We start from the raw sequence: 17,691 nt of genomic DNA, 5'->3' as shown, positions 1-17,691 counted from the left end.
TGTCCGGAGGGGGTGGATTGCGGTAATGGTCCACGCAGATCGGCCGATGCCTCCCTCCGGAGCCGGTCCTAGGGTGCGACCATGACGACGACTTCCGGCGGCGTGGTCTTCCGCAAGAGCCTGATCGCGTACCTCTACACGATCGTGGGGACGGTGCTGCTGGCCGGTTTCCTCGGCCTGGTCGCTGCGGGCCTGTCCGGAGGCGCCAAGACGTTCGTCACGCTGCTGGTCGTCGCCGTCCTGGTTCGTGGCGCGTACCGAGTCGCCTACCTGCACAGCGTCACCTGGACGGTGCTCCCCGAGGGGTTGCGGATCAGGGGCGGCATCCTCCCGTGGAAGGCCCTCGACTGGCACAACCCCTGGCCGGCGCTCTTCGAGTCCTCCTACCGACACGGGTTCTTCGGCTTCGTGCTCAACTACGGCACCTGCGTCGTCAGGCGCAGCGAGGGCGTGACGACGAACCAGACCGAGAACCGGATGCACGACGCCAAGCGGTTGAGCGGGATGATCAACACGGGCATCGCCAACCACAGAGCCCGGATGGTCCCCGTGGCGGCGCCGCCTCCACCGACGCCCACCGCGGCCGTGCGGCCGGACCCCGTGGCCGGACTCACCGACCTGGCACGGCTGCTCGCCAACGGGGACATCAGTCGGGCGGAGTACGACACCCTCAAGGCGCGCCTGATCAATCCCTGACCTGACCAGGCCGAGCTGCCCTGACCTGACGCGCGCGAGCGCTACTCCGTGGTGATGGCACGCAGCACGTCCAGGCGAGCGGCGCGACGTCCCGGCCACAGCGCCGCGAGCACGCCGACGACACCGGCCAGCACCACGAAGACCGCGAGCTGCAGCCCCGGGATGGCGAGCACGTCGATCCCGTCGTCGGCGAGGCTGCGCTGGAGGGCCCAGCCGGCGACGAGCCCGAGCACGACGCCGAGGACGGCCCCGAGCAGGGCGATCGCCACGGACTCCAGCCGCAGCATCGTCCGCAGCTGCCGCCGGCTCAGGCCGACGGCGCGCAGCAGCCCGATCTCCCTGGTGCGCTCGATCACCGACAGCGCCAGGGTGTTGATGATCCCGAGGATGGCGATGATCACGGCCAGGCCGAGCAACGCGTAGATGATGTAGAGGAGCTGGTCGATCGGCTTGCGCTGCTCGGCGGCGAACGCGTCCTGGTCCTTGAGCGTCACCGTCGGCACATCGGCGATGACCTTCTCGATCGCCGCCTCCACGGCCGCCGGGTTCGCGTGCTTGTCCCGCACCACGAACGCCACGCTGTCCTGGTTCGGGACGCCTGCCGCGTTGGCGGTGTCCAGGGTGATGAGGATGGAGTTGGGCACCGACGCTGACGTGACGAAGATGCCGCCGACCGTGTAGTCCGCCTGCTGGCCGGCGACCTCGCCCTTGACCGTGCTGCCGACCGAGAGCTTCTGCTGCTTGGCGCGGTTCTCGGAGACCAGGACCGACCGGTTCGTGAGCTTGTCGAGCGAGCCGGCGGCGAACTCGAGGGGAACCGCCTTGCCGAACGATCCCGGGTCGATCGCGGCCGCGAAGCCGCGGTCCCCGTCGAGCGACACCGGCAGGTAGCGCAGCGGGCTCACGGTGGCGACACCCGGGACCGCTGCGACGTCCTTGGTCACGGCCGGCGAGAACGGCTGGCCGACCGCGTTCGACACCACGTAGTCGGCGGCGAACGTCGAGCTGATCGACTTGTCGACACTGGCCTTGGCCGACGCACCGAACACGGACATCATCGCCACGAGGGTCAGGCCGATCATCAGCGCCGAGGCCGTGGCTGCGGTGCGGCGGGGGTTCCGGGTGGCGTTCTGCTCGGCCATCAGGCCGACCGACCCGAACAGCCTCCGGTAGACCCAGCCGAGCCCGGCGATGACCGGTCGTCCGATCACCGGCGAGGTGAGGATGGCGGCGAGGACGAGACCGAGCACACCGCCGCCCACCCAGTAGGCGCCGTTGTCGATCGTGGTGAACGACCCCAGCCAGGTGCAGACGAGACCGGCCACGAAGAACGCTGCGCCGACCCAGACGCGGCGGTGCAGGGTCGACTCGGGCATGGCCACGTCGTCGCGCATCGCGGCCACCGGCGGCATCGCGCCGGCGCGGCGAGCGGGCAGGTAGGCGGCCAGCATCGTCACGACCATCCCGACGCCATACGCGATGAGGGCGGTGCTCGGCTCGAAGACGAGGGGGGACCCGCTGAGGTCGAGGCCGAACTGGGCGAACAGCGTCTGGATGCCGATGGCGAGCAAGAAGCCGCAGCCGAGCCCGACGGTCGAGCCGAACAGGCCCACGACGAACGCCTCGAACAGCACCGACCGCGTCACCTGCCGACGACCCGCGCCGAGGGCCCGCAGCATGGCGAGCTCGCGACTGCGCTGCGCGACGAGGATCGAGAAGGTGTTGATGATGAGGAACGAGCCGACGAACAGGGCGATCCCGGCGAAGACCAGCAGGAAGATGTTGATGAAGCTCAGCGCCTTGTTGATGCCGGTCGCGGACTCCTTCGCGACCGCCTTGCCGGTGACCGCCTCGAACCCCGCAGGGAGCTTGGCCTGCACGGTCTTGGCGAGGTCCTCCGCGCTGGTGCCGTCGGTGGCCGTGACCCACGCATCGGTGAACTGGGCCTTGCCGCCGTAGTAGAGCTGCTGCGCCGTCACGGTGTCGAAGAACGCCAGCGTCGCCCCGACGGTGCCACCCTTGAACTCGGCGATGCCGACGAGCTTGGCGGTGACGATGGGCTGGGCGCCGCTGGTGACGAGCCGCACCGTGTCGCCCACGACGTACCCGGCGCGCTTGGCGGTGCCGGAGTCGAGCACGACCTCGCCGCTTCCCTTCGGCCAACGGCCCTGGGACAACGTGGCCGGCGGGTCACCGGCGGACGTCGGGGCGTCGTTGTAGCTCAGGCCGAGTCCGGGCGGGCCCCCGCCGCCGATGATCTTGCCCTTGCTGGAGATGACGAAGGTCGTCGGGTCGCTGACGTTCCCGTCGGCACGGGCCACCCCCGGCAGCCCCTTCAGCGAGTCGACGAGGGACGCCGGGACGGTCTTGGCCGTGGGACCCGAGTCGAAGTCGGAGCTCGCGCTCTCGGGCCTGACGACCACGTCGCCCACGGTGTTGACGATGCCGTCGAACGCCTTGCCCAGGGTGTCCGTGAAGATGAACGAGCCCGAGACGAACGAGACGCCGAGGATGATCGCGAAGGCACTCATGAACAGCCGCAGCTTGCGGCCGAGCAGGCTCTTCCAGCTGGCGCGCAGCACGGTCAGGCTCCCGAGGACACGGCCGGGGACTGCAGCCGGGTGTCGAGCTTCTTCATCCGCTCGAGGATCTTCTCGGCAGTGGGCTCGCGCATCTCGTCGACCACGACGCCGTCGGCGAGGAAGACGACGCGGTCGGTGTGGGCCGCGGCCACCGGGTCGTGGGTCACCATGACGATCGTCTGGCCGAACTCGTCGACACTGCGCCGCAGGAACCCCAGGACCTCGGCGCCCGACGTCGAGTCGAGGTTGCCGGTCGGTTCGTCGGCGAACACGATCTCGGGCTTGCTCACCAGCGCGCGGGCACAGGCGACGCGCTGCTGCTGACCGCCGGACAGCTCGTTGGGCCGGTGGGTGAGGCGGTCGCGCAGCCCCACCGTCTCGATGACCAGGTCGAACCACTGCGGGTCGGCCTTGCGCCCCGCGATCGCCAGCGGCAGGAGGATGTTCTCCTCGGCGTTGAGGGTCGGGATGAGGTTGAAGGACTGGAAGACGAACCCGACCCGGTCGCGCCGCAGGGTCGTGAGGGCCTTGTCCTTGAGCTGGGTGATGTCGACGTCCCCGATGTAGACCTCACCGGCCGTGGCGGCGTCGAGCCCCGCCGCGCAGTGCATCAGCGTCGACTTGCCCGACCCCGACGGCCCCATGATCGCCGTGAACTCCCCCGCGGCGATGTCGAGGCTCACGCCGTCGAGGGCGCGGACCTGGGCCTCGCCCTTGCCGTAGACCTTGCTCAGGTCGCGGACCCGGGCCGCCGGTGCGCGGGTCGACCCGTCGCTGGCCACACGGGTGGTGTCGGACGAGGGCGTGGCGGTCATCGGGGCTCCCGGGCTCATGGTGGTGGTTCTCACGGATGACAACGCTAGGGACCCCCACAATGCTCCACCCTCGGGTGAGACCCCGAGCCGCCCCTGAGCCGACCCTGAGCCGGATCGTCAGCAGCCCGGTGACAAACCACCCGCATCCCGTCCGCACCCGGACGAACTGTCAGCTGATGACGACGCGAGCCACCTGCTCGAGGTCCGGCGCGTCATACCGCTCGCCCCGCACGACCCCCATGTCCCAGCGCATGACGAGGCCCCGCCCCCGGACCTCGAGGGTCGCGAGGTTGTTGTCGAACCACGGTCCTTCGGTCATCGGCCAGTCGTAGGGCGCGTTGGGTACCTTCGGCGTGCGGCGCACCAGCAGCTTGAGCGGGCGGGCCAGGCCCTTGCCCAGCATGGCCTGGGCGATGCGGGCCTGGCGCGGCAGGGGGTTGCGGATCGGGGAGCAGACCGCCTGGATGATCCGGCTCGAGCCGGCGGGGAGCTGACCCGGCTCGATCTCGGTGACGTAGGAGTTGTGCACGTCGCCCGAGAGGAAGGTGATGGTTCCCGGGGCCCGACCCCGCTTGCCCTCCGCGACCTCCACCACCATGGCGAGCACCTTGGCGAAGCCGTCCTGGAACGCCGCCCAGTGCTCGAGGTCGAGCGCGCGGCGCATCTTCTCGCCCCACGTCGCGACCCGCGGACCCCAGGCACCGGTGGCCATCGCCTCGTTGATCGCCTCGAGGTCGTGGATCCCCTGGGCCATGAGGAACGGCAGCGAGGTGCCGATGAACAGGTGGTCGACGTCGCCGCGCAGCTCACCGTCGAGCCAGGCCATCTCGTCGTCGTCGAGGATCGATCGGCGGTCGGGCTCGAGCAACCGGGCGGCGCGGCTGTCCACCACGACGAGCCTGGAGTCGCCGAGGTCGCGGGAGTAGCTCCAGCGATAGGTCTCGGGGTGCTTGTCGACGCGTTCGGCGAAGGTGTCGAGCACCTCGGTGAGGTCGAGCTCGCCCTCGGCTCCCGACTCCGCGTGCTGGGCGATGAGCTGCCACACCTCGTCGTCCGCGAGGCCCTCGGGACTGAGGTTGCCGACGTGCTGGTAGACCCAGTACGACGCGAGACCGCCGACGATGCGGTCGTGCCACCACGGCTTGCGGTTCATCTCCCGGTGCCAGTCCTGCGAGGTGTTCCAGTCGTCGCGGATGTCGTGGTCGTCGAAGATCATCGCGCTCGGCAGCGTCGACAGCAGCCAGCGGTTGAGGGGGTCGGACCACGCGAGCCGGTAGAGGTGCGCGTACTCCACGTAGTCCTTGAGCTCCTCGCCCGGCGGCTCGTCGAGGCTGCGTCGGGCGGCGATGAACTCGCGCATCTCCTCCGAGGTCTCGTCGGCGTAGACCTGGTCGCCCAGGAAGACCACGAGGTGCGGCCAGTGCGCCGGGTCCGCTCCCCGGAGGTGGTGGGCGTAGGCACGCAGCGCGTCGACCCCGTTGCTCTGGTTGCCCTCGGCGTCGTGGGGCACGCTCGTGCGGCACGAGCCGAACGCCATCCGCGTCGGCTCGCTGCGCAGCAGCGTCGTGATCCGGCTGGCCGGGAGCGTGGCGGCGAGCGACCCCTCCGGCTCGGCCGTGGACGGCCAGACCTGGGACCCGTCGACGTCGACGGTGTACTCGCTCGTGGCCCCCGGCTCGAGGCCGTCGAGGACGACCAGGGCGTAGTGGTGGCCGTGCGCGGCGAACGTCGGCGCATCCCACGACCGGTCGAACGCCCGCACCGTCACTGTCGCCGCGTCCCGCGTCTGCACCCACACGGTCGCGCTCGTCTCCGCCACGTGGCGCAGCAGGGGGCCAAGCGTGAGCGGGGTCGCGTCGAGTTCGGGCACGCACCGTTTCTACACGCACCGACTGTGCCGTGGGTGGCAAACCCCTGGGCGGACGACCGGCCCCGCACGGTATGGCGCGGTATGGCGCCATACCGTGCCGTCGGGGCACCCGCGGCGCCCACGCCGCTGCGACATGTCGGCTCACGCCGAAGCGACATGTCGGCTCACGCCGAAGCGACATGTCGGCTCACGCCGCTGCGACATGTCGGCTCACGCCGCTGCGACATGTCGGCTCACGCCGAAGGGCGGCCCCCCTCTCGGGGAACCGCCCTCCGTGTCGTGCTGGTGACTCGGTGGGAGCTGGGCTCAGAAGCCCATGCCGCCCATCTCGTCGCCACCGGGAGCCGCAGCGGCAGCCTTCTCGGGCTTGTCCGCGATGACGGCCTCGGTGGTGAGGAACAGCGCAGCGATCGACGCGGCGTTCTGCAGCGCGGAACGCGTCACCTTCGCCGGGTCGATGATGCCCGCGGCGATGAGGTCGACGTACTCGCCGCTCGCAGCGTTGAGGCCCCAGCCCGCAGGCAGGTTGGAGACCTTCTCGGAGACGACGCCGCCCTCGAGGCCGGCGTTGATCGCGATCTGCTTGAGCGGAGCGGACGCGGCGACGCGGACGATGTTCGCGCCGGTGGCCTCGTCACCCTCGAGCTCGAGCTTCTCGAACGCGGCCTTAGTCGCCTGGAGCAGGGCCACGCCACCACCGGCGACGATCCCCTCCTCGACAGCAGCCTTGGCGTTGCGCACGGCGTCCTCGATGCGGTGCTTGCGCTCCTTGAGCTCGACCTCGGTCGCGGCACCGGCCTTGATGACTGCAACGCCGCCGGCCAGCTTGGCCAGGCGCTCCTGCAGCTTCTCGCGGTCGTAGTCGCTGTCCGACTTGTCGATCTCGGCGCGGATCTGGTTGACGCGACCCTGGATCTGGTCGGCGTCGCCCGAACCCTCGACGATCGTGGTCTCGTCCTTGGTGACGACGACCTTGCGCGCACGGCCGAGCAGGTCGAGCTCCGCGGTGTCGAGCTTGAGGCCGACCTCCTCGGAGATGACCTGGCCACCGGTGAGGATGGCGATGTCGGCCAGCATGGCCTTGCGACGGTCACCGAAGCCCGGGGCCTTGACGGCGACGGACTTGAAGGTGCCACGGATCTTGTTGACCACCAGGGTCGACAGCGCTTCGCCGTCGACGTCCTCGGCGATGATGAGCAGCGGCTTGCCGGACTGCATGACCTTCTCGAGGAGGGGCAGCAGATCCTTGATGCCGGAGATCTTGGAGTTCACGACGAGGACGTAGGGGTCCTCGAGCACGGCCTCCATGCGCTCGGTGTCAGTCACGAAGTAGTGGCTGATGTAGCCCTTGTCGAAGCGCATGCCCTCGGTGAGCTCGAGCTCGAGGCCGAAGGTGTTGCTCTCCTCGACGGTGATGACGCCTTCCTTGCCGACCTTGTCCATGGCCTCGGCGATCATCTCGCCGATCAGGGGGTCAGCAGCGGAGATCGAGGCCGTCGAAGCGATCTGCTCCTTGGTCTCGACGTCCTTGGCCATCTCGAGCAGCTGGGCGGAGACGGCCTCGACGGCCTTCTCGATCCCGCGCTTGAGGGCCATCGGGTTGGCGCCTGCCGCGACGTTGCGCAGACCCTCCTTGACGAGGGCCTGGGCGAGGACGGTGGCGGTGGTGGTGCCGTCGCCAGCGACGTCGTCGGTCTTCTTGGCGACCTCCTTGACGAGCTCGGCACCGATCTTCTCGTACGGGTCGTCGAGCTCGATCTCCTTGGCGATGGACACGCCATCGTTGGTGATCGTGGGGGCGCCCCACTTCTTCTCGAGGACGACGTTGCGGCCCTTCGGGCCGAGGGTGACGCGGACGGCGTCGGCGAGGATGTTCATGCCCCGCTCGAGACCGCGACGTGCCTCTTCATCGAATGCGATGATCTTGGCCATTCGGGTGGTTCCTCCCACGCGAATCGTGTGTGGCGGCCTCGCCGTGCCCGCGACGGACGGCCCGGTTCCGGCGGCTCACGTCGCACACGTTCCCCGGACCTCACTTTGAGGCCATGATTGTCACTCTCATGGTGAGAGTGCTAACCGCCATTATTGGCACTCTCCCCCCGAGAGTGCAAACGCCTCGACCCAGTCCCGGGACACCTCGACCACACCGGCCCCGCGAACCGCTCACCGTGAACACTCGCGGTCGTCCGCCGGCCACCTCGGGGACGCTTGCCGGTCACTGCGATCACCGGCCGTCGCGCCCTCGATTCGCGTGGACGACGCAGCCGTCACCGTGAGCACGCACCGTCGGCGGACGGTGGCGGGAGGGGTATGGCGCGGGGCCGGGTCCTGGTGGGAGCCTGAGCCATGGCAGCGCCACCCGAGCCGTTCGAGGGCTCGAACTTCCAGGTCGAGATCGACGGACTCGTGAGCTCCTCGTTCTCCCGCGTCGAGCTGCCCCAGGCGGTGGTCGACGAGGTCGCCCATCGCTCCGGCACCGACAGGACGTCGGCCTCCCGCAAGGCGCCGGGGCTATCGCACTACTCCCACCTCGTGCTCTCGCGGGGACTGACGAACGACCTGGAGCTCTGGCACTGGTGGACCGCCGCTCGTGACGGCGACCCGTCGGTCGACCGCGACGTCGCCGTGCGGCTGCTCGACGCGACGGGTTCGCCGGCGCTGACCTGGCGGTTCCGCAACGCGTTCCCCGTCGTCCACCGGCTCACCCCGCTCGACGCGTCGTCCAGCGACGTGGTGCTGGAGACGGTCGAGCTGGCCTTCGACGCGATGGACGCCGACGCCTGACCTCGAGGCACCTGCTCGACCCAGCCTAGGCTGCTGCCGTGGCCACAGGTTGCTCCCTGCCCGTACTGCAGCAACCTCTGCTAGCAGAGGTTGCTGCAGTACGGGGCTCGGGGCTCGGGGCGTGGGGCTCGAGGCGTGGGGCGTGGGGACAGCGAGCGGGCCGGGGTCAGCGGGTGAAGCGCAGGGTGACCACCTGGAACGGGCGCAGGGCGAGCCCCACGCCACCGTCGACGGCCTCGACGCCCGGAGTCGGCAGCGGGCGCTCGAGCAGGTCGACCGCCTCCACCCCACCGAACTCGAACCCTGCCAGCACGGTGGCCGAGCTCCGGGACCCCAGCGACTCGTAGAGCCGGACCACGACGTCACCCGACCCGTCGTCGGCCAGCTTGACCGCCTCGACGACGGCGGAGCCCTCCGACACGGTGACCAGCGGCTCGACCACGGCTCCTGAGCCGGGGACCGTCCGCAGGGGGAGGTTGATCCGGTACCCCTCGCGGATGGCGTCGGCGATCCCGGCGCCGGGGACGACGGCATACCGGAGGCGGTGGACCCCGAGGTCGGCGACCGGGTCGGGGCTCTGCGGGGCGCGGAGCAGGGAGAGCCGGACCTGCGTCGTGGTGCCGCCGCCGTCACGGTCGCGGCGGGTGACGTCGTGGCCGTAGGTCGAGTCGTTGACGACGGCCGCGCCGTACCCGGGCTCGCCCACGTGGACCCAGCGGTGCGCGCAGATCTCGAACTTGGCCGCGTCCCACGACGTGTTGGTGTGGGTCGGGCGCTGGACGTGGCCGAACTGCACCTCGGCGGTCGAGCGCTCCGTCGTCACGTCGAGGTCGAACCCGGCCTTGAGGATCTTCTCGCGCTCGCGCCAGTCCACCTCGGTGTCGACGTCGACCCGGGCCTCGCCCGGCGTCAGGGTCACGAGCTGGGTGACGGTGGACTCCCCGAAGTGCCGCACGACACGGACCCCACCGTCCACGGCCGAGAGCGACGAGACGTCCGTGAGGTCGGTCCAGGTCCGCCGGTAGTAGGCGTCGACGTCCCAGGCGTCGAAGTCGACAGGGGTGTCGGGGTGCAGCTGGAGCAGGTTGCCGGCGGCACCGGGGGCCAGCGCCTCCCGGCCGGTGGTCGTGTCGACCACGGAGGTGAGCAGCCCCCGCGCGTCGACGACCGCGCGGACGAGCCCGTTGGACAGCACCCACCCGTCACCCTCGGCGGCGACCTCCACCTCAGCCAGGTCAGCGGCGCGTGGGCCGCCACCGAGCGCGGCGACTCCCCCGCGCGGGTGCGGGCTCGCGTTGAACGCCACGTCGACATCGCCGTCCCCGGCCAGGGCCGCCTGGGCCCCTTCGATGATCGCGGTGAGTTCCCCAGCCACGGCCTCGTAGTTGGCGACCGCCTCGCGGTGCACCCACCCGATCGAGGAGCCGGGGAGGATGTCGTGGAACTGCTGCAGCAGCACCACCTTCCAGATCCGGTCCAGCTCCTCCAACGGATATGCCGCGCCGGTGCGGACCGTGGCGGTGCTCGCCCAGAGCTCGGCCTCGCGCAGCAGGTGCTCGCTGCGACGGTTGCCCTGCTTGGTCTTGGCCTGCGACGTGTACGTGCCGCGGTGCATCTCGAGGTAGAGCTCACCGACCCAGACCGGCGCGTCGGGGTACTCCGCCTCGGCCTGCTCGAAGAACGCATCCGGCCGCTCGACCTCGACCCGCGCCGAGCCGTCCAGGTCCTTCAGCCGTGCAGCCCGCGCGAGCATCTCGCGGGTGGGGCCGCCACCACCGTCGCCCCAGCCGAACGGCAGCAGCGAGCGGGTCGCGTCGCCCTTGTCGGAGAAGTTGCGGGCGGCGTGCGCCACCTCGGCGCCGGAGACCTCCGAGCCGTAGGTGTCGGCCGGCGGGAAGTGCGTGAAGATCCGCGTGCCGTCCAGCCCCTCCCAGCGGAACGAGTGGTGCGGGAAGCGGTTCGTCGTGTTCCAGGAGATCTTCTGGGTGAGGAACCACTGCGACGCCGAGAGCGCGATGAGCTGCGGCAGCGCGGCGGTGTACCCGAACGAGTCCGGCAGCCACACCTCGCGCGTCTCGATGCCGAACTCGTCGAGGAAGAAGCGCTTCCCGTGGTTGAGCTGGCGCGCCAGCGCCTCGCCGCCGGGCATGTTCGTGTCGGACTCGACCCACATCCCGCCGACGGGGACGAACCGGCCCTCACGGACGCGCTCGACCACCCCGGCCCACACCTCCGGCCGGTGGTCGCGCAGCCACGCGAACTGCTGGGCCGACGACATCGCGTAGACCAGCTCGGGGTGCTCGTCCATGAGTGCGAGGACGTTCGAGCTGGTGCGGGCGACCTTGCGGACGGTCTCGCGCACCGGCCACAACCAGGCCGAGTCGATGTGGGCGTGGCCCACGGCCGAGATGCGGTGGGCACTGGCGCGGGCCGGGTCGGCCAGGACCCCGGCGAGCTGCGCCCTCGCGGCCGAGGCGGACCCGCTGATGTCGGAGGTGTCGAGGACGTCGAACGCCCGGTCGATCGCGCGCAGCAGCTGCCACTGGCGCGGGTCGCTCCCGGGCAGCTCGGAGGCGAGCTGACCCAGCACCTCGAGGTCCTGCTGGAGCTCCCAGACCTCCTGCTCGAAGACGGCGAGCTCGGCGCGCACGACGGAGTACAGCGGTTCGCTCCCGGCCGTCTCCTTCTCGCCGAGCGGGGACGGAGTGAAGTCGAACCCGCCCCCACCCAGCAGCAGCGGGTTGGAGGCCGACTCGACGAACAGCTCGACCTCCTCACCACCCTTCGCCTCGTCGGTGACGCGCACCCACTGGTTGCGCGGGTTGAGCCCCTTCACCGGGGTGCCGTCGGCCCGGTAGACGAGGCCCTCGACGTGGAACCCGGTGCGCAGCGGGTCGAACCCCAGGTCGAGCCTCAGGTCGACCGGTCGCCCCGCGTGCGTGTCGGGCACGGTCGCCCGCACCCGCCACCAGGTGGTGCCCCAGGGCGGCCCCCAGCGGTCGTTCACCTGCGCGGCGGCATACGGGGCGGCGAGGCCCTCCTCGACCGGGACGGGCTCGCCGGGCGCGTCCCAGCGGCCCAGGTCGACCGGTACCGGGGCCGACCACACGGCGCCCTCGATCCGCTGCAGGGTCCGGCGGAGCCGTCCTTCGATGAGGCGACGGTCGTCGTGCATGGTGCTCCTTCTCGTGGGGGCGAGTGGTTCCGACAGGTATGGCGCGGGGTCCAGCGGGCGGGACGGGGCGGGCGGGGGCGGTCGGGGCGGTCGTCAGGCGGCGATGGCGACGACGGTGCGGTCGGTGAGCTCGAGGAGGTGGTGGCCCTCGTGGCCTCCGACGATGGCACGGTCACCACGGACCGGCGACCGGCGACCATCCGGGCAGACGAGCATCGTGCCGTCGGCATCGATCGCCACGAGCTCGTCACCGACCCGCAGGAGCAGCGGCGCGTCCGGGCCGGCCGAGACCGCGGTGCGGCCCGCGAGCATCCCGCCGAGCACGTCGCCGTCCTCGCACGCCACCCACGTCGTGGGTGATCCGGGGGCCGCGTCGTGACCGGGACGGTGGAAGTCGCTGCCCCCCAACGGGAGCGGACTCCCGGCAGCGATCCACCAGGCCAACGGGCCGCCGTCGGCGCGGTCGGTCCACGACGAGTGCCAGACCTCCGCCGCCGGGGCGGGCGAGGTCGGCGCGCCACCGGCTGAGGCGGGCGGAGGGTGCCGCCAGGCGCAGTCCCCGGACACCGGGTGGTTGACCGACAGCAGCCCGCCGCGGCTCGTCACGTCCGCCGCCCACTCCCCGCCCGGGCGCCGGAAGTCGACCCAGCCGATGTCGCCGAACGCGTTCGCGTGGCCGTCGGCCGTGGTCACCTCCTGGCCGGGCAGCAGCTCGATCCCGTGGCGCGCACCCGCCTCGGCCAGGAACGGGTGGTGGCTCGTGGTGTTGTGGTCGGTGACCCAGAGGAAGTCCAGGCCCCGACCGGCAGCCAGCGCCGCGAGCTCGTCGATCGTGAGCGAACCGTCGGAGTGGACCGTGTGGGCGTGGCAGTCCCCGGCCCGCCAGGTGAGGCCGTCCACCGCCGGGAGGTCACGCCGCGGCCGACGAGGTGGGACGGGAGACCGGGGGCCGGACCACGCGCCCGGGGAGTCGACCACCGCAGAGCCCACCACCGCAGAGTCGACCACCGAGGAGTCGACCACCGTGGCGTCGGTGTCGACGACGACCTGCCACGGGAGGCCCTGGGCCGGCACGCGGTGGAGGCCGAGGACGACCTGCCACTCCCCTGTCGGCAGACCCCGGTCGAGATAGCCCGGTGTGCTGGAGCCGGGACCGATCTCCACGACGCTGCGCGCGCCGCCGGACCAGCCGCGCCAGCCCTGCGGGTCGACGAGACCGAGGTCGAGCACGCCGCCCGCGCCGTGGGACCGGTCGAAGTCGAGGGTCACGCGCACCCCCGCGGTCGACGCGGACACCTCGAACGGCAGGTACTGCCAGACGGACCCGGCGCGGTCGTCCGGGGTCCAGGTCCCGGCGTGACGGATCACGACCCGATCAGCTCGCCGTCCCCGTCGGCGCGGTAGAGCAGGGCCCGGCCGGGCGCCGGGGCGAGGTCGATGGTGTCGCCGAGTCCGGGCTCCTCGGACTCCGGGACGACCGCGCGGACCGCCTGCTCCCCGGCGTCCACCGTCACGAGCACGTTGACCCCGAGGTTCTCGACGGCACTGACCGTGCCACGCATCCCGGAAACCTTCGGGGGGCTGGCCTCACCCCGCCCGGGAACCCCCTCACGATCCCCGGGTGAGGCAAGGACGTACTCGGGGCGCACGCCGTACACGACCTTGTCGCCCTCACCGACCGCGAAGCCGTCGGGGACGGGAAGGGTGAACCCACCGAGGTCGAGGCGTCCGTCGACCACCTGGGCGTCGAGCAGGTTCATCGGGGTGGCGCCGATGAAGTTGGCCACGAACGTGTTGGCGGGACGCTGGAACACCTCGCGCGGCGTCCCGATCTGGCGGATCCGCCCCGACTCCATGACCGCCATCCGGTCGGCCATGGCCAGGGCCTCCGCCTGGTCGTGGGTGACGAAGACGGTGGTGACGCCGAGCGACTTCTGCAGCTGCTTGAGGAAGGTGCGCGCCTCGAGCCGCAGGCGCGCATCGAGGTTGGACAGGGGCTCGTCGAAGAGGAACACCTGCGGGTGGCAGGCGATGGCGCGGGCCAGGGCCACCCGCTGCTGCTGGCCGCCCGACAGCTGTGCCGGACGGCGCTGCATCAACGCCCCCAGGCTCAGCCCCTCGGCGGTCTCGCGCGCCCGTGACTCGCGTTCGGCCTTGGCGACCTTCTGGATCCGCAGCGGGTAGGCGACGTTGTCGGTCACTGTCATGTGGGGGAAGAGGGCGTAGTCCTGGAAGACCATCGCGACGTCCCGGTCCCCCGGATCGAGCCGCGTGACGTCGCGGTCGTCGATCCGGACCGATCCCTCGGTCGCTGCCTCGAGCCCCGCGAGCGTGCGCAGCAAGGTGGTCTTGCCGCAGCCCGACGGCCCGAGCAGCGCGAAGAACTCGCCGTCGCCGATCTCGACGTCCACGCCGTCGACGCCACGCACGCCGCCGGGGTACTCCTTGACCAGTCCGGTCAGTGTCACTGAGGCCATCAGCCCTTGATTCCTCCTTGGAAGGCGAACCCGTAGCGGCGGTTCACGACGAGGTACAGCACGACGACGGGCACGGAGTACACGAGCGCGAACGTCGAGATGAGGGAGAAGTTCGGCTGGCCGCCTGCGTCGTAGAACGTGTACATCACCACTGCCGCAGGCTGTTTCGCCGGATCGGACAGCAGGACGTACGGGACGAGGAAGTTGCCCCAGACCTGGACCAGCGCCCAGACCCCCACCGTCGCCATACCGGGGCGGATCACGGGCAGGACGATGTGGCGCAGGATCTGACCGGGTGAGGCGCCGAAGACGCGGGCCGACTCCTCGTAGGACTTCGGGATGGAGTCGACGAAGTCCTTGAGCATGAAGACCGCCGCCGGCAGCAGGCCGCCCGACAGCACGAGCACCACCCCGAACTGCCGGTCGATGATCCCCAGCTGGAACAGCATGAGGAAGATCGGCACCATCGCTGCCGTCCCCGTGACGATGGAGCTGAGGAGCAGGAGGGCGTACAGGAGCTGGTCGCGTCCCGGGATGCGCACCCGCGAGAGGGCGTATGCCGCCAGCGCCGCGAGGACGATCACCAGCACCGAGGAGCCGATCGCCAGGACGAGCGAGTTGCGGATGGACGGCCACGTCTGGGGGTTCGCGAAGAGCTTGTCGAAGTTGCCGAACGTGAACCCGGACAGGGTCGCCCGGTACGACGGGGTCGGCGAGAACGGCGTCAGCACCAGCCACAGCAGGGGCAGCGCGAAGAACACCACGAGGACGCACAGACCTGCGTAGCCGAGGGACCGGGCCGCGATGGTCCGCGCCGGGTTGGCGGCGGGACGGGCCGAGGGGGCGTGGGTCGCCGTCGCGGCGCTCATGCGGTCGCCTCCTTGTCGCTGCCGTTGCGCAGCAACCGGATGTAGACCACGGCGATGACGAGGTTGGCCAGCAGGAGCAGCAACGAGATCGCCGAGCCGTAGCCGAGGTGGCCGCCGATGATGGCCTCCTTGTAGATGTAGACCGGGAGGATCTCGGACTCGTTGTCGGGACCGCCCCCGGTGAGCAGGTAGGGCGAGAAGTCGTTGAAGGTCCACAGCGTGATGAGCAGCGTGTTGGTCAGGACGTGCCGCTTCACGGTCGGGAGCACCACGTCCCGCAGCTGCTGCCAGGGCCTGGCTCCCGCCATCCGCGCCACCTCGAGGTGCGAGCGCGGGACGGTGTTGAGCGCGGCCGAGTAGAGCAGCATCGAGAAGGCCGTGCCACGCCAGATGTTGAAGATGATGATGACGGCCATCGGGTGGTCCAGCGCCCACGCCATGTCGGTCGTGCCGAGCAGGGCGTTGAGGGTGCCGTCGCGCCGGTCGAGCAACGCCTGCCAGAGGAAGGCGACCACCGAGCCCGGCAGGATCCAGGCGAGCAGGACCAGGACGTTGAGCGTGTTGCGGATGGCCGGCCGGGTGGTCCGGAAGAACCACGCGAGCAGGAAGCCGAGGACGTTCTGCCCCACGACCGCGGAGAACCCGACGTAGAGCAGGGTGAGGTACAGCGACTTGGTGAACGCCGGGTCCCCGAGCGCCGTGACGTAGTTGCCGAGCCCGACGAAGGTGGGTGCCTTGGCGCCGGAACCGCTGAGGCTGTAGTCGAGCAGGCCGAGGTAGATGGTCCACGCCGCCGGGAAGACGAGGAACACTCCGACGAGGACGAGCGCGGGCGCGACGAACGCCATCGCCCGGCCACGGCCGAGCCCGACGACGTCGCTGTCAGCTCCCGGAGACGTGGTCGGCACCGACGGCCTTCTGGAGGGCGGACTGGTAGGTGGCTGCGGCCTCGTCGGGCGACTTCCCGCTCACCACCGCCGCGGTCGCCTCCTGGATGGCCAGCGAGACCTCGTTGTACTTCTCGTCGGAGGGCCGGTAGGTCGTGATCGGCAGGACCTCCTTGGAGATGAAGCTCAGCAGCGGGTCGTCGGTCAGCGTCTGGGCATTGACGTCGGCGCGCGCAGAGATGCGGATCTGGGCCTTGGACAGTGCCGTCTGCATCTGCGCCGAGGACATCCACGCCATCAGCTCCCAGGCCTGCTGGGGGTACTTGGTCTTCGGGTTGAGCATCCAGCCGGCGCCACCGGAGACGCTGACGAAGTCCTGGCCGTTCACGCCCTTGCCCGGCGCCATCGCCGGGATCTTGGCCCACCCGACGACGTCGTTGCGCTTCGGCATGGCCGTGGTCGCGCAGTCGGTGGTGCTGGGGCAGATGACCGAGCGCCAGAAGTAGTCGCCCTCGGCGAGGATGCCGATCTTGTCCTTGCTGAAGTCGGCGAACGACTGGTCGCGTCCGGCCTTGTCCTGCTGCACCTTCGGGTCCCCCAGGCCACCTCCGTAGATCGACGTGTAGAAGCCGAGGACGTCCTTCACGCCGGCGGTCGCGCCCTGCCACTTCGCACCGGAGTCGTCGTAGAGCGGCTGACCCGTGCCGGCCAGCAGCGGGAGGAACCCTTGGGCGGTCGTGGCCTCACCCATCGGGACACCGGCGTTGATCTGGATCGGGGTGACCCCGGAGAGCTTCTTCAGCGCCTGGCCGGCGCTGAGGATGTCGGCCCACGACTTCGGCTGCCAGTCGGTGGGCAGGCCGGCCTTGGCGAAGAGGGTCTTGTTGAAGTACAGCACCCGGCCGTCGGTGCCGTTGGGGATGCCGTAGAGCTGGTCCTTGAAGGTGAGGTTCTGCTGGACCGCCTTGGAGATCTGGGTCCACCCGTCCCACTTCTTGGCCGTGTCGCCGACGACGGTGTCGAGCGGCTGGACGTACCCGGCGCTGGCCAGCTCGCCCAGCCAGATGCCGTCGGCGGCGAACACGTCGGCGCCGCTGCCGGTCTTGAGGTTGAGCTCGAGCTTGGTCTTGTACTGCTCGTCCTCGACGCCGGACCCGTTGAACGTCACCTTCGCCGTGACGCCCTTGGCCTTCTGCGCCGCGACGAACCCGGGGATCACGCTGTCGGTGATCCACGCGGCCTCGGCGGCGTTCTTGCCGCCGACGACGTCGTTCGCGCTGATGGTCAGCGTGACGTCCTTGGCGTCGGCGTTCGCCTTGGGGTCTGCGGTGGTGCTGTTGTCCTTGGCGCCCACGCACCCGGACAGGACGAGGGACAGGGCGGTACCGCTGGTCAGCAGCACGGCACGGCGGGAGAGACGCATCGGGGGACCTCCGGGCTCGGACGTCGGCACGGGCCAGGGGGCTGTCTGCACCGACTGCAGGTCCTCGTTGACCTGCGTCAGCAACCCTTCCACAGTGGGACGAAACGGTCCAC

12 protein-coding genes are annotated in these 17,691 nt (G+C 70.5%); 2 read left to right on the top strand and 10 right to left on the bottom strand.

The window, feature by feature from the left end; genetic code table 11:
• Positions 1-81 precede the first annotated feature (81 nt).
• A complete protein-coding gene (locus ASC58_RS13745) occupies positions 82-696 on the top strand; it encodes an SHOCT domain-containing protein (protein WP_056916428.1) in 615 nt (204 codons plus the stop codon).
• A gap of 41 nt (positions 697-737) precedes the next feature.
• Here ASC58_RS13745 and ASC58_RS13740 read toward each other — a convergent pair whose 3' ends face one another.
• The 4 genes from ASC58_RS13740 to groL form a co-directional block, all read right to left on the bottom strand.
• Positions 738-3,278, bottom strand: coding sequence for an ABC transporter permease (locus tag ASC58_RS13740; protein WP_056919699.1), 2,541 nt, complete (start codon positions 3,276-3,278; stop codon positions 738-740).
• Between the two features lie 2 nt (positions 3,279-3,280).
• Positions 3,281-4,093 (bottom strand): ABC transporter ATP-binding protein, encoded by an 813-nt coding sequence (locus ASC58_RS13735; RefSeq protein ID WP_082553294.1) that lies wholly within the window; start codon positions 4,091-4,093, stop codon positions 3,281-3,283.
• 169 nt (positions 4,094-4,262) lie between these two features.
• Positions 4,263-5,963: an alkaline phosphatase D family protein gene (locus ASC58_RS13730; protein WP_235529231.1), complete on the bottom strand. Its 1,701-nt coding sequence runs from the start codon at positions 5,961-5,963 to the stop codon at positions 4,263-4,265.
• A 306-nt stretch (positions 5,964-6,269) separates the two neighbouring features.
• A complete protein-coding gene (gene groL, locus ASC58_RS13725; RefSeq protein ID WP_056916426.1) occupies positions 6,270-7,895 on the bottom strand; it encodes a chaperonin GroEL in 1,626 nt (541 codons plus the stop codon).
• 414 nt (positions 7,896-8,309) lie between these two features.
• Here groL and ASC58_RS13720 point away from each other — a divergent pair, with 414 nt between their 5' ends.
• Positions 8,310-8,747: a phage tail protein gene (locus ASC58_RS13720; RefSeq protein WP_056919698.1), complete on the top strand. Its 438-nt coding sequence runs from the start codon at positions 8,310-8,312 to the stop codon at positions 8,745-8,747.
• Positions 8,748-8,913: 166 nt separating this feature from the next.
• On the opposite strand, the gene ASC58_RS13715 is transcribed toward ASC58_RS13720, so the two are convergent.
• The 6 genes from ASC58_RS13715 to ASC58_RS13690 form a co-directional block, all read right to left on the bottom strand.
• Positions 8,914-11,922: a glycoside hydrolase family 38 C-terminal domain-containing protein gene (locus ASC58_RS13715; RefSeq protein WP_056919697.1), complete on the bottom strand. Its 3,009-nt coding sequence runs from the start codon at positions 11,920-11,922 to the stop codon at positions 8,914-8,916.
• Positions 11,923-12,015: 93 nt separating this feature from the next.
• Entirely contained in the window at positions 12,016-13,290 is a 1,275-nt protein-coding gene (locus ASC58_RS13710) for a CehA/McbA family metallohydrolase (protein WP_056919696.1), read from the bottom strand.
• A complete protein-coding gene (locus ASC58_RS13705; protein WP_056919695.1) occupies positions 13,287-14,399 on the bottom strand; it encodes an ABC transporter ATP-binding protein in 1,113 nt (370 codons plus the stop codon). The genes ASC58_RS13710 and ASC58_RS13705 overlap by 4 nt, the downstream gene beginning before the upstream one ends.
• Positions 14,399-15,268: a carbohydrate ABC transporter permease gene (locus tag ASC58_RS13700; RefSeq protein ID WP_082553293.1), complete on the bottom strand. Its 870-nt coding sequence runs from the start codon at positions 15,266-15,268 to the stop codon at positions 14,399-14,401. Before ASC58_RS13700 ends, ASC58_RS13705 begins: the two co-directional genes overlap by 1 nt.
• Positions 15,265-16,176, bottom strand: a complete 912-nt coding sequence (locus ASC58_RS13695; protein ID WP_056916422.1) for a carbohydrate ABC transporter permease — start codon at positions 16,174-16,176, stop codon at positions 15,265-15,267. Before ASC58_RS13695 ends, ASC58_RS13700 begins: the two co-directional genes overlap by 4 nt.
• The gene (locus ASC58_RS13690) at positions 16,151-17,671 is read right to left on the bottom strand and encodes an extracellular solute-binding protein (protein ID WP_235529230.1); all 1,521 of its coding nucleotides are present in this window, start codon (positions 17,669-17,671) and stop codon (positions 16,151-16,153) included. The genes ASC58_RS13695 and ASC58_RS13690 overlap by 26 nt, the downstream gene beginning before the upstream one ends.
• Positions 17,672-17,691 lie beyond the last annotated feature (20 nt).

The sequence above is a fragment of the Phycicoccus sp. Root101 genome (assembly GCF_001426245.1).
Classification (GTDB): domain Bacteria; phylum Actinomycetota; class Actinomycetes; order Actinomycetales; family Dermatophilaceae; genus Pedococcus.
Note: the sequence above shows the minus strand (reverse complement) of the source record. Positions and strands in the feature narration are given on the sequence as shown.